15 protein-coding genes are annotated in these 20,997 nt (G+C 33.8%); all 15 read left to right on the top strand.

Translation table 11 applies throughout. The features are described from left to right. Nucleotides 1-9: 9 nt before the first annotated feature. A complete protein-coding gene (locus tag Q4Q47_RS00780) occupies nucleotides 10-1,767 on the top strand; it encodes a DUF4091 domain-containing protein (RefSeq protein WP_303304748.1) in 1,758 nt (585 codons plus the stop codon). 176 nt (nucleotides 1,768-1,943) lie between these two features. Beyond that, the gene (locus tag Q4Q47_RS00775) at nucleotides 1,944-3,584 is read left to right on the top strand and encodes a DUF4091 domain-containing protein (RefSeq protein ID WP_303304747.1); all 1,641 of its coding nucleotides are present in this window, start codon (nucleotides 1,944-1,946) and stop codon (nucleotides 3,582-3,584) included. A 59-nt stretch (nucleotides 3,585-3,643) separates the two neighbouring features. After that, a complete protein-coding gene (gene moeB, locus Q4Q47_RS00770; protein ID WP_303304746.1) occupies nucleotides 3,644-4,813 on the top strand; it encodes a molybdopterin-synthase adenylyltransferase MoeB in 1,170 nt (389 codons plus the stop codon). 79 nt (nucleotides 4,814-4,892) lie between these two features. Beyond that, entirely contained in the window at nucleotides 4,893-6,368 is a 1,476-nt protein-coding gene (gene modA / locus Q4Q47_RS00765; protein WP_303304745.1) for a molybdate ABC transporter substrate-binding protein, read from the top strand. 66 nt (nucleotides 6,369-6,434) lie between these two features. Then, nucleotides 6,435-7,193 (top strand): ABC transporter permease, encoded by a 759-nt coding sequence (locus Q4Q47_RS00760; RefSeq protein WP_303304744.1) that lies wholly within the window; start codon nucleotides 6,435-6,437, stop codon nucleotides 7,191-7,193. Continuing rightward, a complete protein-coding gene (locus Q4Q47_RS00755) occupies nucleotides 7,194-7,847 on the top strand; it encodes an ATP-binding cassette domain-containing protein (protein WP_303304743.1) in 654 nt (217 codons plus the stop codon). It begins immediately after the preceding gene. 2 nt (nucleotides 7,848-7,849) lie between these two features. Then, the gene (locus Q4Q47_RS00750; RefSeq protein ID WP_303304742.1) at nucleotides 7,850-8,128 is read left to right on the top strand and encodes a MoaD/ThiS family protein; all 279 of its coding nucleotides are present in this window, start codon (nucleotides 7,850-7,852) and stop codon (nucleotides 8,126-8,128) included. Continuing rightward, nucleotides 8,128-8,868, top strand: coding sequence for a HesA/MoeB/ThiF family protein (locus Q4Q47_RS00745; RefSeq protein ID WP_303304741.1), 741 nt, complete (start codon nucleotides 8,128-8,130; stop codon nucleotides 8,866-8,868). The genes Q4Q47_RS00750 and Q4Q47_RS00745 overlap by 1 nt, the downstream gene beginning before the upstream one ends. A gap of 18 nt (nucleotides 8,869-8,886) precedes the next feature. Further along, the gene (locus Q4Q47_RS00740; RefSeq protein ID WP_303304740.1) at nucleotides 8,887-10,026 is read left to right on the top strand and encodes an ABC transporter permease; all 1,140 of its coding nucleotides are present in this window, start codon (nucleotides 8,887-8,889) and stop codon (nucleotides 10,024-10,026) included. Between the two features lies 1 nt (nucleotide 10,027). Further along, nucleotides 10,028-10,687: an ABC transporter ATP-binding protein gene (locus Q4Q47_RS00735; protein ID WP_303304739.1), complete on the top strand. Its 660-nt coding sequence runs from the start codon at nucleotides 10,028-10,030 to the stop codon at nucleotides 10,685-10,687. A gap of 125 nt (nucleotides 10,688-10,812) precedes the next feature. Continuing rightward, nucleotides 10,813-15,207 carry an outer membrane protein assembly factor BamB family protein gene (locus tag Q4Q47_RS00730; RefSeq protein WP_303304738.1) on the top strand — a complete coding sequence of 1,465 codons (4,395 nt, stop codon included), beginning with the start codon at nucleotides 10,813-10,815 and terminating at the stop codon, nucleotides 15,205-15,207. 128 nt (nucleotides 15,208-15,335) lie between these two features. Further along, nucleotides 15,336-16,916 (top strand): endonuclease/exonuclease/phosphatase family protein, encoded by a 1,581-nt coding sequence (locus Q4Q47_RS00725; protein WP_303304737.1) that lies wholly within the window; start codon nucleotides 15,336-15,338, stop codon nucleotides 16,914-16,916. Between the two features lie 73 nt (nucleotides 16,917-16,989). Next, on the top strand, nucleotides 16,990-18,078 hold the full coding sequence (locus Q4Q47_RS00720; protein ID WP_303304736.1) for a hypothetical protein: 1,089 nt from the start codon (nucleotides 16,990-16,992) through the stop codon (nucleotides 18,076-18,078). 2 nt (nucleotides 18,079-18,080) lie between these two features. Further along, the gene (locus Q4Q47_RS00715) at nucleotides 18,081-18,986 is read left to right on the top strand and encodes an endonuclease/exonuclease/phosphatase family protein (RefSeq protein ID WP_303304735.1); all 906 of its coding nucleotides are present in this window, start codon (nucleotides 18,081-18,083) and stop codon (nucleotides 18,984-18,986) included. Nucleotides 18,987-19,090: 104 nt separating this feature from the next. Beyond that, nucleotides 19,091-20,872 carry an SGNH/GDSL hydrolase family protein gene (locus Q4Q47_RS00710; RefSeq protein ID WP_303304734.1) on the top strand — a complete coding sequence of 594 codons (1,782 nt, stop codon included), beginning with the start codon at nucleotides 19,091-19,093 and terminating at the stop codon, nucleotides 20,870-20,872. Nucleotides 20,873-20,997: the final 125 nt, after the last annotated feature.

Raw genomic sequence — 20,997 nt, 5'->3', positions numbered from 1 at the left:
TATATCAAGATGAAATATATATTATTTGCTTTATGCATTAGTTTATCCATTAGCTGTCAACAACAAAAAGATATTGTAATAGCCCAAACTTATGTAGAACCACAAGACCCGTCTCCTAAAGCCGATGAAAATTGGCTGACTGTTGAAAAAGGTTTACACGCATCAATCACTTCTAAAGATAACCGTTTTGTAAAAAGTGTCATTCCAAAAATTGAACAACGTAATTCTTGGGAAGATGAAGCCTGGAAAGGTGAGCGAGTTTCTGCCCAAATGGTTTTATGGAGTAACGATTCTATAAATAAAGTTGATTTAGAAATTTCGGATTTTATTTCAGAAGACGGAAGCTCATTACCATCAAGTATTGCCCAATTACGATTTGTAAAATATGTAATTACAGATGAATTTGCTGGAGGTTGTGGCTATAGAAAACCAGAAGATTTTGCATCATCTTTAGCTGCCGATGCTTTAGAACCCGTTAGTTCGTACAAAATTAAAGCACAAGAAACTAGACCAATTTGGGTCACTATGGATGTTCCTCAAGATGCAAAACCTAATACATATACTAGTACAGTAACTTTAAATATTGAGGGGCAAGATTCACAAAAATTTAAATTTCAACTGGATGTTATAGATAAAATATTACCGCTTCCTGCCGATTGGAAGTTTCATTTAGATTTATGGCAAAATCCTTATGCTGTAGCACGTTTTCATAAAGTAGAAACATGGTCTCAAGAGCATTGGGATTTATTAAAACCACTTATGAAAACACTTGCTGATGCAGGTCAAAAAGTAATTACGGTGTCACTAAACAAACGTCCTTGGGGTGGACAAACTTTCGACCAATTTGAAGCCATGATTGATTGGAAAAAGAAAACAGATGGCACATGGGAATACGATTATACTGTTTTTGATAACTGGGTACAATTCATGATGGATTTAGGAGTTAAAAATCAAATTAGCTGTTATTCTATGGTGCCTTGGGGGAATGAGTTTTATTATTTTGATGAGGCCAAAGGTGAAGAGGTAAAGATAAAAGCGCCACCAGGAACAAAAGAATATGAAGATTTATGGATCCCATTTTTAAGTCAGTTTAAAACACATCTGGTAGAAAAAGGATGGAACAATATTACCAGAATGGCTATGGATGAACGTGGACCAAAGGAAATGAAAGCGATGTTCAAGTTATTAAATAAATACGCTCCGGAATTTGGAGCTTCATTTGCAGACAATCATAAAAGTTATAAATTATATCCAAACGAGTTAAAAGATTTATCTGTTGCTTTTGGAGCAACAGTAGATGAGGAAGATTTAAAACTGAGAAAGCAAAACGGTTATATTAGTACACACTATGTATGCTGTTCTGACGGATTCCCTAATGTGTTTACATTTTCGCCACCAGCTGAAGGCGTTTTTATAGGATGGTATAGTATAGCTGCTAATTTTGATGGTTTTTTACGATGGGCATATAATAGTTGGGTAGAAAACCCTTTGCAAGATTCACGTTTTAGAGCGTGGCCTGCAGGCGATACGTATATGGTGTATCCGGATAATAGAAGCTCCATTCGTTTTGAAACTTTAAGAGAAGGTATTCAAGATGCAGAAAAAATTAGAATTCTACGTGAAGATTTTACTAAAAGAGACATGAAGGTAGCATTAGATACTTTAAATAAATTAGTAGCCGAATTTAATATCACTAAAAAGCCGGAAGATTTAGAAGGGATGCTCAGAAATGCTAAAAAGGAATTAAATGGGTTAGCCAAAAAATAAATAGAATTGAAAATCATTTATAAATGCAATGTTCATAATGAATTCCATTGACAAAAAATAAAATCTTGAGAATAAATGATTGTATGGAAACTACATGTTTATGCTGAGTACTCCGACTACGCTCAGCATAAACTAAAGTCGAAGTATGACAATTAAAAAACAATAAATATAGACTTATGAAAAAAACGTTAGTTGTAATTAGTCTAATTTTAGTTCAATATTCAGTTTATGCTCAAAAAATAAGTCTGTTTGATGAGTTGGCACCATTATATCCAGACACTAAAATAATTGAAGAGGTTAATCATATAACATTACATGCACCAAAGGGAGGCGTGTTAAGTGTGAATATCCTTTTGAATAAATTGGAAGAAAAAGATATTATTAAGATCAACCATAATTTAGAAGGGTTATTTTATAAAGTGAAGACATGCAGATTACTTGATGTACCTGTAGAAGAAAACACGGGTTTAGATAGTAGAACCGAGCAGTACACTAACCAAACAAACCCACATGTTTTAAGAAGAGCTCCTTTTCGTGTTTATGAAGTTCTGCAGCCCATAACGTTTCCTTTTTTTAGCGAGCATAAAACAGAAGCATTTAATATAAAATGGGCTATTCCTAAGCAACTTTCAGAAGGAACTTATGAGTCAACACTTGAAATTAAAGGCTTAAATTTTTCCAAAATATTGCATGTTACAACGGTAGTCCACAAAAGTACCGTTCCAGATTCGGGATATAATACCTACGGATATACCAATTGGTTTAGTTTAAAAAGAATGGCTAAAAGTCATGACGTCGATATGTGGAGCCAAAACCATTGGGAGCTTATAAAAAAGTATGCTGAGATTATGGCAGAAGGAAGGCAAAATGTTTTTTGGGTAACGTTGTCTGATATGTTTGAAAAGGTGCAGGAAGTCCCTCAGTTGCAAAGTGCCAGATTGGAAAAATTAATTAAAATATTTTCTGATGCAGGAATCTATTACATTGAATTTTCACCCTTAGCACATAGAACAAAAGGAGATTGGTCTTCTACAACGCTGAGCTCTAATTTAAATTCAGATATGTTGGTAAATTCAGAAGAAGGCTATGCATTTTACGAAACCGTTTTTACCCAACTTAAAAAGATCATCGATAAAAATGAATGGAACGGACGTATCATGTTTCATATTTCTGACGAGCCTACTGATGAAGTTGTTGATGATTATAAATTATTTGTAAAACATTTGAGAAAATATTTTGAAAATGCATCAATTTTAGAAGCAACAATGACATTAGGGCTTTCTGATGCGGTTGATTATTGGTGTCCGCAAGTTCAGGAATATCAAAAACATCAAGAATTTTTTGAGAATAAAAAAAAGGCTGGTGACCAAGTTTGGGTGTATACCTGTTTAATTCCTGGAGGTAAATGGTTGAATCGTTTACTTGATCAGCATAAACTGCGTCAAGTATATTTAGGTTGGAGCTTAGCGAAGTTTGAACTGGGAGGCTATTTACATTGGGGTTTAAATCATTATAACTCGCCAAATCCATTTATAAAAAGCGTTGTAGATCATCCACAGCTACCTAATACAAAGAATAAATTACCGGCAGGAGATACCCATATTATTTATCCGGGAATTAATGAGCCATGGGTTTCCTTACGTTTTAACGCCCATAGGATAGGACTGGAAGATGCAGAACTTTTTAAGATATTAGAGAAAAAAGAAAGAATAAAACTCATGGAGTCCTGTTTTAAACTTTTTGATGATTATAAAACAGACATAGCACTTTACAGAAAAGTTCGAAAAAGATTACTTGAAAAATTAGATAAGAATTAAAATAATCTGCTGTTTTATTATTAATAGTGTTGTTGTAGTTCATATTTTATATACAAAAAATGAAATTAACAAAAAGTGAGCTTAAGAGATATTCCAGACATTTATTATTGTCTGAAGTTGGTGTAGAAGGTCAGTTAAAATTAAAGAACGCCTCAGTACTCGTTGTTGGACTTGGCGGATTAGGTTCGCCTTTAGCTATGTATTTAGCGGCTTCAGGTATTGGTAAACTTGGGCTTGTGGATCATGATACAGTAGATGCCTCTAACTTACAAAGACAAATTATTCATGGCACATCCGATATCGGAAGATTAAAAAATGAATCGGCATCAGAAAAACTGAAAGAAATAAACCCTGAAATTACTATTGTACAACACAATGAAGCCCTAACATCTAAAAATGCTATGGAGATTATTGACAAGTATGATATAGTGGCAGATGGGACCGATAATTTTCAAACACGCTATTTAGTTAACGACGCCTGTGTATTATTAGGAAAGCCAAATGTATATGGTTCTGTATATCGGTTTGAAGGCCAGGTGAGTGTGTTTTGGGCAGAAAAAGGACCATGCTACCGCTGTCTTTTTCCTAATCCTCCAGCACCAGGGACTGTCCCTTCGTGCGAAGAAGCAGGTGTTTTAGGAGTCTTGCCTGGGGTTGTAGGTATGTTACAAGGTACAGAAGTTGTAAAATTAATTTTAGGAAAGGGATCTCTTTTAATAGGTCGATTATTACTTTACGATGCACTTGGTATGACATTTTCTGAAATAAAACTAAAAGCGAATCCAGACTGTCCTGTCTGCGGTGAGCACCCTAAAGTAAAAGCGCTTATAGATTACGATGAATTTTGTGGTGTAAAAAAAACAGAGTATAGTACTACAAACCATCCAAATACTCTGGAAAATTGGGAGCAGGAGCAAGACATGCAACCACAAGTACTTTCAGAACTCATAAAACAAGACCATGATTTATTTATACTCGATGTTCGGGAACCTTACGAATTTGACATTTGCCATATTGAAGGAGCTACATTGCTTCCTTTAAATCAAGTAGTCGATAAACTAGACACATTACCCGAAAATAAAATAATTGTTGTTATGTGCCATCATGGAGGGCGAAGTAGAAGCATAGTTAATTATTTAAACGATAATGGTTTTGAAAAGGTTTACAATTTGGATGGTGGCATCGATAGATTTGCTGTTGAAATTAACCCGGAATTAGACCGCTATTAAGTGTGTTTTTAACGTGTTTTAATTTAATTATTTGTAAAAATAGTTGCATATTTGTATAAAGTATTTTAAAAGCCAAAAAATGTTTGTAAAATGGAATCGTTTGCTACTATTACTTATGGTTATAAGTATAGGCTGCGTTAGTTGTAAACAGAAAGAGGAGCAAAAATCATTACTACTTTATTGTGCAGCCGGTATGAAGCCTGTTGTAGAAAAAGTCACAAAACAATATTATCAGGAATATGGTATTCGTATTGATGTTCAATATGGAGGGTCTGGAACGCTACTTTCAAATTTAAGAGTTGCCAGGCATGGTGATTTGTATTTGGCTGCAGATAAAAGTTATATAAACGAAGCCATTTCATTTGGCTTAGTAAAAGAAACACAATCCTTAGCATTTATTCAGCCTGTGATAGCGGTAGCAAAAGGAAATCCTAAAAAGGTACATAACATTGAAGACTTATGTCAAGATACCATTAAAGTTGCTATTGCAAATCCAGATGCTGCTTCTATAGGACGATTAACAAAAAAAATGCTAACAGAATCTAATCACTGGAATGCCTTAAGCAATAATGTATCGGTGTTAATGCCAACGGTTAATGAGGTTGCCAATACTATTAAGTTGGGTACAACCGATGCCGGTATTATTTGGGACGTGACAGCTAGTCAATATGATGATATAGATATAGTTAATGTACCACTGTTTAAAAATTATATTAAAAACATTACCATTGGCGTCCTAAACTATTCTACACAGGCCACAGAAGCACTTAAATTTATAAGATATATATCGGCTAAAGATAAAGGGCTGCCCGTATTCAAGAAGTTTGCTTATCAACCCATTGTAGGGGATGTTTGGAGCGAAAAACCCAAATTGCTATTTTATAGTGGCGGTGTAAACCGTTTAGCCATAGATAAAACGATACAAGCATTTGAAAAGCGCGAGGGAGTCGAAGTAAATAGAGTTTATAATGGCTGTGGTATTTTGGTGTCTCAAATAAAAGCGGGACAACAACCAGATGCTTATTTATCATGTGATGTGTCATTTATGACACAGGTTGAAGATGAATTTAATACGATTACAGATATTTCGAAAACAAGTATTGTAATAGCTGTAGAAAAAGGAAACCCTAAAAAAATCCAATCCTTAAATGATTTAACTGCCAACGGATTACAATTAGGAATATGTAATCATAATCAAAGTGCTTTAGGAGCCTTAACAAAAAGACTTTTAGAAAGTCAAAATATATGGGAAGCTGTATATAAAAATGTAAGGTCACAAACGCCAACAGCCGATTTGTTGGTAAATCAGATTAGAACAGGATCTTTGGATGCTGTTGTGGTATATGAAGCTAATATAGCTCAGGTAAAGGATAAATTGGATATGATAAGGTTAAGTGAAGACCAAGCCAATGCGATTCAGAATTTTGGAATATCAACAAATTCAGAAAACCAGAATATAATGAAACGTTTATTGAAAGCGCTAACAGACGAAAATTCAAAAAAGAAATACCTTGATAATGGTTTCGAGTGGAAATACAGTAAAACAGAAAAATAAATTATCATAGAAGCAGAAATACATACAAAAAAGTTAAAGGTTAAATCTAATCTTCCGTTTTTTTTAATGATGGGGGTCATAGCTTCAACCTATATTGTATTAATATTAGCGATGATGCTGGCAGATATGTCCTATACATCGCCTGGGCATATCCTAGAAGCATTACAAAGTGAAGAAATTCAATATGCCATAAAGTTAAGTTTAATTACCTGTACCGTGACCATGATTTTAAGTGTGTTGGTAGCCATACCTCTAGGGTATTTTATGGCACGTTTTGAGTTTCGGTTCAAAAAATTTATTGATGCCGTGTTAGACATTCCTATTGTGTTGCCACCACTGGTAATAGGGTTGAGTTTACTTATCCTGTTTCAAACAGCACCAGGACAATTTATAGAAAGCCATATGCGCATTACCTATACAGTCTATAGTGTGGTTATAGCACAATTTATGGTAGCCTGTGCTTTTGCGGTAAGAACCATGTACGTTACATTTATTCAAATAAATAATCGGCAAGAGCAAGTAGCATTAACATTAGGATGCAATCAAAGTCAATCATTTTTTTACATATTGTTGCCACAGGCAAAAAATGGCATTTTAACAGCAGCATCATTAGCGTGGGCAAGAGCCTTAGGGGAATTTGGTCCCATCCTTATTTTCTCTGGAGCAACCAGAATGCGTACCGAAGTGCTGCCAACAACGGTTTTTTTAGAAATGTCTGTTGGTAATATAGAAGCAGCAGTGGCCGTGTCATTAATCATGATAGTCTCAGGTTTTGCCGTGTTAATGATTGTGAGGCTATTTGGAGATAAAAACACCGTTTTATAGATGATAGTATGTGTCAATTTAAATATAGAGCAAGGTGATTTTTCGTTAACCGATGTTAATTTTGAAATTAATAAAGGAGACTATGTGGTGTTAATGGGGAAAACAGGATGTGGAAAAACGACAGTCATGGAATCTATTTGCGGTTTGCGACAAATTAAATCAGGAGAGATTTGGTTAGAAGAACATAATATTTCTGCCGATATGCCTGCCAAAAGAGAAATTGGTTATGTGCCACAAGATGGTGTGTTATTTAAACATATGACGGTTGCCCAAAATATAGGATTTGCGTTAAAAATAAGAAAATGGGACAAACATAAAATAAAGGAACGTGTTAATGAGCTCGCTCAAGTTTTTGGCATTGATTATCTTTTAGATAGAGAAGCCCATGATTTAAGCGGAGGAGAAAAGCAACGTGTTGCTTTGGCCAGAGCTTTAAGTTTTTACCCAAAAGTAATATGTTTAGATGAGCCTTTAAGTGCTTTAGATGAACATACTAAAGACGATATGTTTAATTTATTATCAAGTTTAAAACAAAATTTTGATGTTACGGTTTTACATGTAACACACTCAAAAACGGAAGCCGTTAAATTGGCTGATAAAGTTTTAAAATTTAAGAATGGAGAAGTAAAAGAGTTACAACCAACAGAATTATAACTATGAATATAAAATTAAGATTTACGGCTCAGATAAAAGATGTTGTTGGAAACGGAGCTGACACCATTGTTGTAAATGATGGAGCAAAGCTTCAGGATCTATTAAAAAAAATAGCTGGTAAGTATGGTGAAAAGTTTGAATCTATTTTATTTGATGAAAATAACGGATACCGTCATTCAAATTTAATTGTTATCAATCAATCACAAATAAGCTATGAAGACAATGTAACACTCACCGAAGGTGATGAGGTTACTTTAATGTCACCAATTTCAGGAGGGTAATGAAAAAATTAACAGAAGAAGAATTAGCAACTTACGAATGGCAACTTGATGTACCGGGACATGGTATTGATGGTCAAGAACGTTTAAAAAACAGTACGGTTTTAGTATCACGTTGTGGCGGGTTAGGGAGTGTAGTGGCATACGAACTGGCTGCTGCAGGAGTAGGAACCCTTATTTTGGCGCATGCAGGTAATGTAAAACACAGCGATTTAAATAGGCAGCTTTTAATGACACATGATTGGTTAGGAAAACCTCGTGTTGAATCGGCAGAAAGACGTTTAAAAGAATTAAACCCACACATAAATATAATTAGCGTTCCTGAAAATATCAATGAGCAAAACGCAGAAAAATTAGTAGGTATGGCTGACGTTATTGTGGATGCAGCGCCACTATTTGAAGAACGCTTTTTAATGAACAGGGAAGCCATAAAACAAAGTAAGCCATTAGTAGATTGTGCGATGTATGAACTTGAAGCACAAATAACAACTATTGTTCCAGGAGAAACCGCTTGTTTGTCTTGTTTATATCCAGAACAGCCTGTGGCTTGGAAACGTAGGTTTCCAGTATTCGGAGCCGTTTCTGGAACCATTGCTTGTTTAGGTGCTATGGAAGCAATTAAGTTGATTTCTGGGTTTGGAGAACCTTTAAAGAATAGATTACTAACGATGGATATGAAAACCATGGACGTGCAAACTATTCATATTAAACCTAGAAAAGGATGTGCCATTTGTGGTGGCTAAAAAAATATATAAAGTAAGATGTTGTTAGTCTTTAAAGAAATAGTACATAGAAAGTTCAATTTTTTAATGGGACTTATAGGCATGATAGCCTTGGTGGCATTTGTGGTAGCATTTTACACGATGACACAGGCGACTCAAAAAGAAACCATTCGGCTAACCAGAGACATGGGGTTTAATGTACGTATCATTCCAGGGGAATCAGATATGAATCAATTTTGGGTTGAAGGCTATTCAAATTTAAGCATGTCCCAAAACGTCGTAGATAAGTTGGTTAGTCAAAAATCAGTGAATTATGCGCATTTAACGGCAACGCTTCATAAACGTGTACAATGGCAAGGAAAAGATGTGGTGCTTACAGGCATTTCTAGCAAAGAACGAGAACCGTCTGGTGCTGTAAAATCTAAAATGATTTTTGCTATAGAGGAAAACAAAGTGTATTTGGGCTATGAAGTAGCCAATCAGTTTCACATAAAAGAGGGCGATATTATTACAATTTTTGAAAAAGAATTTCAAGTTTCAAAAACCTTAACAGAATCCGGTAGTGAAGATGATGTACGCATTTATTTCGATTTAAAAACATTGCAAGGTTTAATTAAAATGGAAGGGCGCGTTAATGAGGTGATGGCTATTAACTGTATGTGCTCAACCAAAAATGGAGATCCTTTGAGTGAATTAAGAGCTGAATTAGCTAAAATAGCGCCCGAAGCTAAAGTCATAATGAAATCTAGCGTCGCCGATGCCAGAGAAAAACAACGAAAAATGACTGATAAGTATTTTTCCTTTTTATTTCCAGTAGTATTGATTATTTGTGCTTTACTGTTAGGATCTGTAGTCTTAACCAATGTTAAAACGCGCACTCACGAAATTGGTATCATGAGAGCTATTGGTTTTTCCGGATGGCATATTAGTAAGCAATTCTTTTTACGAGCCTTTATCTTGGGATTCATAGGAGCATTAATAGGTTTTGTTGTGGGAACCCTGTTATCCTACCAACTAGGACCTAATATATTTAAGGTTGCTAAAACCTTTATTTCACCCAATTATAGCTTATTACTTTGGGCTATTTTAATAGGCCCATTATTTGCAGCCATGGTTTCAGTTTTACCGGTGCTATGGTTTGTAAATCAAGATGCGGCACAATTATTAAAAGAGCAATGATATGATAGAAATAAATGCTTTACATAAAAACTTTGCAACTTCTAAAAGTAATGTAGCTGCTTTAAATAATGTTGATTTAAAAATTAATAAATCAGAATTTATACTCATAAAAGGAGAAAGTGGTAGTGGTAAGTCCACATTACTGTTTGCTTTAGGAGGCATGCTGCATCCATCGTCAGGAGACGTTATTGTGAATAATAAAAACCTATTTTCTTTGTCAGAAAAGGAACGAAGAAGCTATAGAGCTAACGACATAGGATTCGTATTTCAATCCTATCACTTATTATCTTACTTAACAGTTTTAGAGAATATTTTGCTTCCGAATACATTGGCTGATATACAATTAAACAAATCAGACGCTATACAATTAGCGACAGAATTAGGCATTGAAAAGCGTTTAAACCATAAACCGTCACAATTAAGTGCTGGTGAAAAACAACGCGTAGCATTAGCAAGAGCATTAATAACAAAACCATCTTTAATTTTGGCCGACGAACCTACAGGCAATTTAGATGAAAGAAATACTATTGAAGTGATGAATTATTTTAAAAAATATCAACAAGAAGGAGGTACCGTAGTTATGGTAACACATGGTAGTTTAGCTGATGATTATGCTACAAGAACAATCAAATTACACCAAGGAAAACTTATAGAAGAATAATAGCAACACAACAAACTTTAAAAGATGAAACCAATATGATTAAAATAATCTTTAAACACGCAGGGTAATGATTATTTTACATCATCAAAGGTTACATGTGACTTAAAAAAAATAAAAATAAACACATGAAAAAAACGCTAAGACATATAATACGTAAAGTATTATTTATAGGATTGATCACGATACTTTTTTATAACTGCGAAGAGCAGAATAAAAGAATACTACCAGAGGAAGTTGCTCAAGATTGGCAACAATTTAAAAAAGACAATTTTAGAAGCGGAAATTCGTCAGTACAACTAGATATCGCAACTTTAGGAGAAGATTGGCATTATAAAGCATCACAATTGCCTTCACCAGCATGGTATGGTCCTGCAAAAGAGGATACCTATGCCAGAAGTGGACCTTTACCTTCTATGCGCGATTACGATTTAGCTTATTACCCAATTATCGCCGGAGACAAATTGTATTATGGATCCACATCAGACCATGCCATTCATTGTTTAGATACTAAAACAGGTAAAGAAATGTGGACATATACCACAGGCGGCCCTATTCGGGTAGCTCCGGTATTTTATTCAGGAAAGCTATATTTTGGTTCAGATGATGGTTTTGCATACTGTATAAAAGCATCAAATGGCGCGTTAGTTTGGAAATATTCTCCTGTTAAAGATCAACCTAAAAAATTAGTAAATAACAATGCACTTATTTCTTTTTGGCCTATTAGAACAGGTATTTTAATTGAAGATGGTATTGCTTATTTTGGAGCATCATTGCTACCTTGGAAAGATTCTTACTTCTGTGCTATAAATGCTAAAACAGGAAAACCTGAAGGCAAAGGCACCTATGTTAATACCTATGAAAACCTAACATTAGAAGGTGCTATGGCATCTACCGGAACTAAAATTATTCAACCACAAGGAAGAATATCTCCTATATTTTTTAATAAAAGTAATGGAGAAAGTAAAGGACAAATAGCCGGAACGGGAGGGTGTTTTGTATTAATTACTCCAGAGAAAAATATAGTGCATACTCAAACATCAAGAAACAAAAGTATTACTGAAACTATAGGAGATTTTGCAGTACCAGGGACTTCTGAAAAGACAAAAAATGCAGAGTATATGTCTTTTAAAGGAGGTAAAGAAATGGTCGTAAATGGTGATGTTAGTTACATTCTTACAGATAATTCTATTTCTGCTTATAACCGAAAAACAAAAAAAATTATTTGGTTAAAACGAGGTTATAATGCTCATAGAATTATTATCTCAGGAGATGTATTATATGCTGGGGCTACAGATGCCGTGTACGCAGTAAGTACTAAAAATGGATTGCCTTTATGGAAAGCTCCTGTAAAAGGCGCTGTGTATGCTTTAGGTATTGCAGATAATGCTTTGTTTGCATCAACAGGAGAAGGCAATATTTACTGTTTTAGAAGTGGAAAAAGTACAAATACCCTTTTGGTAGAAAATAAAGATAAAGAGCCAACTATCGAGAAGGAAATTAAAGCAGAAAAAGAAGATGTTATTGCAACACTAAATTTAGAAGCTGGTCCTTTTGTAAAAACAGTTACCCCTACCAAAGTAGAGGTCTATTTTACTACAGAGAATAAGGAAGTATGTAATATTGCTTGGGGAGATGATGCCGATAAGATTACTTTTGTAAAAGAAGAAGAAGCGACCAAAATACATAGAATAGTTATTGATAATCTTCGTAAAGATTTTATTTATAGATATCAAATAACATCAAACGATAAAAAAACCAAGGTTTATGAATATGATAACTTTTTCAATTTTGAAGAACAATTACCTATAAATTCTAATACTTCAGAGAAGAGTGTGTTATTGTCTGAAATAGATAATTTAGGATTATCGAGTAATGGAATTGCAGTCATTTTTGGAGTTGAAAATAAAGATCAAGCGATCCAAATAGCAAGTCTTTCAGGAGTTAAAGTTATGTTATTTGATACATCTATATCTAAAATTCAAAAGTTAAGAGAAGAGTTGCAAAAAACCGGTTTGTATGGTGGTAAAATAGAATTACATCAAGTAAATAATATATCTAAACTCCCTATAACTTCAGATATCGCAAGTCTGGTTATTGTTAACAACCCATCTAATATTAGCTCAGATGAAGTGATAAGGTTAATTAAACCAAAGGGATATGCCATATTAAATAATAAGAAAGCTAATTTTAAAGACTGGATTGGTAAGTCTGGAAGCAAATGGCAAGTTAGTTATATAAATGAAGAGGCATTTGATGTTCTTAAAAAAGCTGAAGTAGAAACAGCAGGTAAATGGACGCATCAATATGGTTTACCAGATAATACCGCTTTTGGAGGCGAAAGTCTTTGGGGGTCTACATCTACCCAAGATTTTGAAATTCAATGGATGGGGCGTCCGGGACCGCGTTTTCAAACCGACCGTAATGGTAGAAAATCATCACCGTTAGCAGTAAACGGTAAAATGTTTGTACAGGGTAGAGATCGCATAATTGCAGTAGATGCTTTTAATGGCAGTGTGTTATGGTCTAAAGAGATTCCAGATATTAATAGGATGAATATTCTTCGGGATTGCAGTAATTGGACAGCTGACGATAACTTTATTTATATCGCCTTGAAAAATAATGCTTTAAAAGTGAATAGTAATACTGGTAGTATTGAAAAAATAATTCCTGTAATAACAGGAAATAATAACGCTCCAAAAGATTGGGGATATATTAGTGCAGTACAAAACAAAATTATTGGTTCTTCAGTGCCAGAAGGAAGCGCTTATAGAAATTATCATGGTAGCGAAGGTTGGTATGATAATAAAACAGGACCTTTAACAGATAAAGTGGTAAGTTATAATCTATTTGCAAAGTCTTCAAAAGATGGTGAAAATTTATGGGTATATGAAAAACCATCAACATATATCCTAAACACAACAATTACGATACAAAATAATCAAATTAGTTTTGTAGAATCTCGAAATCGTGGATTTAAATTATCAAAAGACCAAAGAGCAGATCCAAGCATTTTTCAAAATTTATATTTAGTATCATTAAACATAGAAACGGGAAAATTAAATTGGGAAAAAGCCATAAATACTAAAGCAGGAGTGACTACCTATTTTATGGCTGGAAATGCTGATCAAAATGTCATTTTAGCTTCAAATGGAGGTAAGTATTATATATATAATTATAACGCCACCAACGGAGAACTTATCTGGCATAAAGAACAAAAATGGTTTTCTGGTGATCATGGAGGGCATTTTTCAAGACCTGCCATTGTAAACAACCGTTTAATTGTAAAACCAGCCATGTATCAATTAAACACGGGAGAATTACTAAAAGAAGAGGTGCCTAAAGCGGGTCATGGCTGTGCTTCATATGCTTTGTCAGAACAATCTATATTCTATAGAGGCGGTAGTGTCACTCAATTTAACTTTGATACTAATAAATTTTCTCAATGGGATCGTTTACGTCCAGATTGTTGGTTAAGTACAATTCCTGCACAGGGTATGATATTGTCTCCTGAAGCAGGTGGAGGCTGTAGCTGTGGTAATTGGTTAGAAACCTCTATGGTATTTGCACCAAAATCCAGAGCACCAATTTCCTTTATTTATGACAATGAGAAATTTATAGATTCTTTGTCAATAGAAATAAAATCCAGAGACAAGGATAATACGGAGATCTATTATACTACAGATGGTAGCGAACCTACTAACCATTCTACAAAATACGCAGAACCAATAATCATAACAAGTACGACAACCTTAAAAACAGTGATTTATGTTAAGAAAAATGGAGACCCTGTAGCGTTTACAAGAACTAAAGAATTTACAAGGTTGCGTCAAACTCCTGTAATTGTCGAAATACCTCAATTAATTAATGGTAAGTGGCAATTTTATATAGAGCGTAATGGCAATACTGGAGACATTCATTATACCATAGATGGTACAGAACCTACGCAAGCATCGCCAAAATATGAGCATTCTGTGGTAATTTCAGATAAGACTTTGATTAAAGCTAAAACGTTTTGGAAAGAAAACCGTGAAATACTTGAAAGTGAAGAAGCTAGTTTTGAAATGTTGATTCCAGAACTAATTGCAGGTGTTAATTTAGAAGCCAAATCTGGTATTATCAGAAATTATTATAAAGAATCTGGTAAAAAAGATAAGATACCAGATTTGAATGAGTTAAAACCAAAAAAGGTAGAAATAATAGACACATTTACTAGCATGCCTTTTGAAAATAAAAACAAGTTTGCACTAAGGTTTAAAGGATACATAAATATTCCTGAAGACGGGATGTATACTTTTACAAGCAAATCAAGTAGAAGTTATGATTTTGTAACCCTTCATAAGGAAAAAGAAATAGAAAGTAAAGGTAATAAAGAAGTGAGTAAAATAGTTCCTTTAAAAAAGGGGTTACATCCTATTATGGTTGATCATTTTGTGGCAGAAGGCCCTTCAGGTTACGATTTGCAAATTGAAGGCCCTAATCTGGAAAAGCAAACAATTCCCTCTACTTTTTTATATCATTAATCATACATGGAGTTTAGTATTGTATAATAGCCTATCATAGAATTGATGCTAAATAATGGAGATAATAATTTGTGATTGAGTTAGTTTAAAACTCACAAAATTGTTTTGTGAAATTGAAATTATTAAAAATGAAAAAAAGTTTATTAATAGTCATACTATTTGTGTCTGCAATAGCTATTTGTCAAGAACCAATTATCAATATTAATTTTGATTCAGGTAAAATAGCCTATCAAGAAAAATCGGTTGAAAGTCCACCCCCTCACATATTGGCAGCGCAGCAATATAATTTTACTAAAGGCTTAAGCGGAAGAGCACTTGATCTTTCAGAAAATGTAGCTTTGCGAATGCCTTTAAAATTGCAAGAGGCAATGGAGCTTGAATATAAAGAAAAACAATCATTTTCAGTTCAAATATGGGTAAAAACCTTGCCTGATGCTCAACAAGGAACACCTATCATAGGCAATAAAAAAAATAGTGATAAAGAACATAAAGGCTGGCTGATTTCCAGCACAGAAAATGGAGGCTGGATATTTTCTATAAGTGATGGAAAGAAACATTATATATACAAACCAAGTGCTGCCAGAATGCCAATCAATGACGGAGAATGGCATCAAATAGCAATTACAGTAAACCAAGATAAAGATGAGGTTTGGATGTATTATGATGGCATTAATGTAGCCATATATAATACCCCCGGATTAAAAGACTTGTCTAGTGAATGGATAACAACCATTGGCGGTACAGCTTCTAATTGGAGTTATTTAGGGCAAATGGAAGCCTTTAACGGATATTTGGATAATATTAAAATATGGGATGATGTTATTACCTCAGATACTGTTAGTAAAGCATACCAACAGTATTTTTCTTTAGAAGCATTAAATAGCAATCCTGTTAATCAAATAAAATTGATGTCTTGGAATATTTGGGGTGGTGGTAGAGAATTTGGCACCCATGTTAATTTAAAGCGGGTCATTGAATCCATAAAAAATACCCATGCAGATGTCATTACACTTATAGAAACCTATGGTTCTGGTGAAAAAATTGCAGATGCTTTAGGGTATCATTTTTATTTAATTAGCTCTAACTTATCCATTATGAGCCGATATCCAATGAAAGAAACCATAAAAGGCTTTGATGCTTTTAATTTTGGAGGAGCTATATTACAATTAGGAGAACAACAAGAAATAGTAATTTTTGATACTTGGCTAGACTATTTACCAGATTATAGTAAAAATGTTCGAATAGGTAAAATGACTGCAAAAGAATTAGAAAAAGATGAAACTAAATCACGATTGGCAGAAATAAAAACAATATTAAAAGATATTAGCACTTATACAGAAAATGCAAATAATACGCCTATTATAATGGCTGGCGATTTTAATACCAATTCACATTTAGATTGGACAGAAGAAACCAAAGGGTCTCACCTGGGTTATGTCATTGATTGGCCTGTTACTAAAGAAATGGATAAAGCAGGTTATATAGACAGCTATAGAAAAGTAAAACCAAGTCCTTTAAAGTATCCTGGTTATTCTTATTGGCCTTATAGTTATGAACAAAAAGATGAAAGATTTGTAAAAGACAGGATAGACTTTATTTTTTATAAAGGAAATAAATTAAGAACGATTTCTTCTGAAGTGGTAGATTATCATCCTGTTATGTTTCCATCAGATCATGCATTTGTTGTAACAACTTTTGGTTTGAAGTAATATAGAATTTGATGAAAGGTTACATTCCGTTATAGTTGGACAGGTGTTCATTAAAAACAATAAAAGTAAACACATGAATAATTTAAAAATAATATTAGGGTTACTTTTTGCCATGTACATTACATCGGCTGAAGCTTGCAGATATACCATTCGTGAAATAGGGTTCTCTACCTTATCTAAAGTAACCTATGTTATTTATCGTGTAGATGAAAATGGAGCTATGTTCCCCAATCAATTAGCAGCACAATTTTCAGAGTCTAATATAAAACCCATTGGATTTCACCTTAAAGAAGATAAAAATAGTGCTATTACCAAATTTGTAGAACAACAGCAATTAAGTTTTCCTGCGTATGTATTGGTAGATCAAGATCATAGAATGATTGCAATAACGGATGCTCATTTAGTAGACAACATCATGTCTTCGCCAGTTCAAAAACAATTGCTAAGCAAACTGCCCAATCAATACGCATCGGTTATTTTAATTGAAGGAACCTCTAAAACCGAAAATGATTTAGCGAAAAGGACTGTTTTAAAAGCTTGCGAACATATCGAAAATATTATGCCTAATATGCCTAAGCAAGTAGAGGTTGGGCCAGATATGATAGTGATACCAAGTTCTCAATTCGATAAAGAAAAAGTACTACTATGGAGCCTCGGTATAGAAAAGAAGCCTGAAAAACCAATAGCTTTTGTGATCTATGGTAAAGGACGAATAATGGGAGAGAAAATTGATTATGAAAGTATAGTAAAAGGGGATGTTTATAAATTATTATCTATTATCGGCGCCGACTGTGAGTGTGGTTTAGATAGAAAATGGATGTTAGGATATCAAATACCACTAAACTGGCCTAAAAAAACACGACAAGGTTTAAGTGATAGACTAGGGTTTGATGTAGATAATCCAATGGTTTTAACAGAAATGAGCAGAATCCTTGCTATTGAAAATAAAGTGCCTAAAGACCCCGATGGAGTCTCTTTTGAACCCGTTGTTATTAATTTAGAAGAAGAATTTAACGATATTCCGGAAATTGAACATACTGAAGTAAAAACTGCTGAAGAAAATAGTAATGGCGGAAATACAATATTGATTTACTCTTTAGTAGTCTTTTTAGTTATAATAAGTATTGGAGTTATAGTACTCTTAAAGAAACAACATAGATAAATATGATACACAGGGCCTTTTTAATTGCTGTAATTGTTGTAATAACCTCATCATTTCAACATAAACCTAATGATCTAGAAGATTCTAAAACCATAAAAATAATGACCTATAATATATGGAATGGTTTTGATTGGGGTAAAGATGAAGCACGTAGAGATGAATTTGTTACATGGGTAGATTTTCATAAACCAGATGTTTTGGCGCTTCAGGAATTATGCGGCTATACCCAAGAGACATTGTTGAGAGAAGCGAAAAAATGGGGACATCCTTATGCCGAGATTTTAAAAACTTCAGGGTATCCAGTAGGTATAACATCTAATAAGCCAATACAAGTAAAGGCAAAAATATTAGATGGTATGCATCATGGGGCATTACATTGTAAAACAAATGGTATTGATTTTTTTGTGATTCATTTTTCTCCTTTTAGTTATAAAAAGAGACATCTTGAAGCAAAAACAATTTTAGAAAAGCTATTCCAAATTTCAAAAGAGCAAAATAAATATATTGTACTAGGGGATTTTAATGCGGTTTCTCCTTTTGATGCAGATTTATATAAAAATAAGGCAAACCTTATAAGTACTATGAAAGCTTCCGAAGTCGAGCATGATCATGTTAGAAATTTATGTCATGGAGACCTTGAGTATGGGGTAATGGGGGCTCTTTTAGGATATCCGTTAATTGATGTAACTCAAAGATATACTACGGGGTGGGATAATAGAATCAGTTGTCCTACCAGAGTTTTTGAAACCAAAAAAGGAGATAAACCAAATGAGAATTCCAAACGGATAGATTATATTTTAGCATCTCCTTTTCTTGCCGAAAAGTGCATTAATGCTAAAGTGCTTAATCAAAAAGAGACCTATTATTTATCCGATCATTATCCTGTCCTGGCAGAGTTTGAATTGTAGTGTCTGAATAATCAACCTTTGACTATAATTTATAAAAAAATAATTATTTTTATACCTGAGTTAGTAAGTGTTGGTTTGCCTAATAATAATAGCGTAAGTAATTTATGAAGTCGAGGTTTTTTTTAATTTCTATTGTTTTAATATTCCAAAGTCAAATCATCAATTCTCAAGAGGACAATGGCTTAAGTTGGTGGCATCCTTTAAATTGTGAGTTTCAAGTAATTGAGGGACAAGGATGGTTTAAGAATTTAGAGTCAGGATTTGATCGTCTTCCATTAGAAGCAAAAGAAAAAGTTAGAAAACCACTTTGGAATCTATCAAAAAATACTGCGGGATTATCCATTCGATTCACAAGTAATGCTTCAGAAATATCAGTAAAATATAAATTAAAAGGCAGTCTTTCTATGCCTCACATGCCTTCAACTGGTGTAAGTGGATTGGATTTATATGCAAAAAACAGTGATGGTCAATGGGTTTGGGTTAAAGGAGATTATTCTTTTGGTGACTATTCTACATACCATTATGTTAAACTCAAACCAAATGATGCCTATCATGCTAAAGGCAGAGAATATAAATTAATTCTACCTCTTTATAATACTGTAGATTCCTTAAAAATTGGTGTGCCTAAAGAATCGCTTTTTATGCCATTACCTATTCGTGAAGAAAAACCAATAGTCGTTTACGGTACTTCCATAGCTCAAGGAGCTTGTGCATCGCGTCCGGGGATGGCCTGGACCTCAATTTTGGAACGAAAAATGGATAGACCGTTAATCAATCTGGGATTTTCGGGTAATGGCAGATTAGAAGAAGAGGTTATAGATTTTGTTGCAGAAATTAGTGCAAAAGTCTATATTTTAGATTGCCTACCCAATTTGGCTGCAAACGAAAATCGTACATTATCCGATGTCAAGAAGCGCATTCTCTCTTCAGTACGCTTGTTAAAGAATGAAAATCCAGAAACCCCTATTTTATTAGTAGAACACGCAGGCTATTCTGATGAAATGATCCATTTAAACCGAAAAAAAGAGGTTTCCGATTTAAATAAAATAATGAAAGAAGCCTATTCACAATTGCTATCTGAAGGAACTAAAAAAATATATCTGTTAACAAAAGAAGAAATCAATTTAACTAAAGACAGTACTGTTGATGGAACGCACCCTAACGATTTAGGAATGCAGTATTACGCTAATGCCTATGAAAAAGCTCTGCGTACTGTTTTTAAGGAACCGATGGGAACAATCTCTACAACAAAACCTGTAACTCAAGATAGGGATGCCGATGTATATAACTGGAATTTAAGACACCAAAGTATATTAGCATCTAACAATAAAAAGGCACCAAAAATTTGTTTCATAGGAAATTCTATAGTACATCAATGGGGAGGCATTCCAGACATGCCTATTGCTAATGGAGCAGACTCTTGGAACCGTAATTTTGAAGCTTTAGGTGTTAAAAATTTTGGATATGGCTGGGATCGTATAGAAAACGTTTTATGGCGTGTGTATCATGGTGAATTGGATGGATTTGATGCTGAACAAATTATTCTTAAAATAGGAACCAATAATTTGCATTTAAATACAGATGATGAAATTATTAAAGGCCTGCATTTTTTAGTAGATGCAATTAAAGAACGCCAACCTAAGGCAAAAATCACTTTAATTGGGATATTACCTAGAAGAGATTATGAAGAACGGATACGAATTTTAAATTTAGAAATACGTAAAGCCACGCAAACTCTTGATGTTAACTATTTATTGATAGGAGATGCCTTATTAACTCCAGATACAAAAATTGATGAAACACTGTTTAGAGATGGGTTACACCCTAATACAAAAGGCTATAATATAATCGCACCACTAATTAGTTCCTATTTGAGAAGTAATTAACGATCGTATTATGATAACTTTCTAAAATAAAGCCTAAATCCCTTAAAATTTACATTTGTCACATTGAGCATTATCAAAAATACAGAATATATTTTGTATTAAAGATAGCAAGTGAAGCTTGTCGA

Source organism: Flavivirga spongiicola (assembly GCF_030540825.1).
In the GTDB taxonomy this organism is placed as follows: domain Bacteria; phylum Bacteroidota; class Bacteroidia; order Flavobacteriales; family Flavobacteriaceae; genus Flavivirga; species Flavivirga spongiicola.
The sequence above is the reverse complement of the archived record's forward strand: the minus strand, read 5'-3'. Positions and strand labels throughout refer to the sequence as shown.

Bases quoted from the DNA above. Each gene is read 5' to 3' on its own strand.
- Q4Q47_RS00730 (WP_303304738.1), top strand. From the start codon at position 10,813: ATGAAAAAAACGCTAAGACATATAATACGTAAAGTATTATTTATAGGA.
- Q4Q47_RS00775 (WP_303304747.1), top strand. From the start codon at position 1,944: ATGAAAAAAACGTTAGTTGTAATTAGTCTAATTTTAGTTCAATATTCA.
- Q4Q47_RS00715 (WP_303304735.1), top strand. From the start codon at position 18,081: ATGATACACAGGGCCTTTTTAATTGCTGTAATTGTTGTAATAACCTCA.
- Q4Q47_RS00755 (WP_303304743.1), top strand. From the start codon at position 7,194: ATGATAGTATGTGTCAATTTAAATATAGAGCAAGGTGATTTTTCGTTA.
- Q4Q47_RS00735 (WP_303304739.1), top strand. From the start codon at position 10,028: ATGATAGAAATAAATGCTTTACATAAAAACTTTGCAACTTCTAAAAGT.
- Q4Q47_RS00710 (WP_303304734.1), top strand. From the start codon at position 19,091: ATGAAGTCGAGGTTTTTTTTAATTTCTATTGTTTTAATATTCCAAAGT.
- Q4Q47_RS00750 (WP_303304742.1), top strand. From the start codon at position 7,850: ATGAATATAAAATTAAGATTTACGGCTCAGATAAAAGATGTTGTTGGA.
- Q4Q47_RS00740 (WP_303304740.1), top strand. From the start codon at position 8,887: ATGTTGTTAGTCTTTAAAGAAATAGTACATAGAAAGTTCAATTTTTTA.
- moeB (WP_303304746.1), top strand. From the start codon at position 3,644: ATGAAATTAACAAAAAGTGAGCTTAAGAGATATTCCAGACATTTATTA.
- Q4Q47_RS00780 (WP_303304748.1), top strand. From the start codon at position 10: ATGAAATATATATTATTTGCTTTATGCATTAGTTTATCCATTAGCTGT.
- modA (WP_303304745.1), top strand. From the start codon at position 4,893: ATGTTTGTAAAATGGAATCGTTTGCTACTATTACTTATGGTTATAAGT.
- Q4Q47_RS00760 (WP_303304744.1), top strand. From the start codon at position 6,435: ATGATGGGGGTCATAGCTTCAACCTATATTGTATTAATATTAGCGATG.
- Q4Q47_RS00720 (WP_303304736.1), top strand. From the start codon at position 16,990: ATGAATAATTTAAAAATAATATTAGGGTTACTTTTTGCCATGTACATT.
- Q4Q47_RS00725 (WP_303304737.1), top strand. From the start codon at position 15,336: ATGAAAAAAAGTTTATTAATAGTCATACTATTTGTGTCTGCAATAGCT.
- Q4Q47_RS00745 (WP_303304741.1), top strand. From the start codon at position 8,128: ATGAAAAAATTAACAGAAGAAGAATTAGCAACTTACGAATGGCAACTT.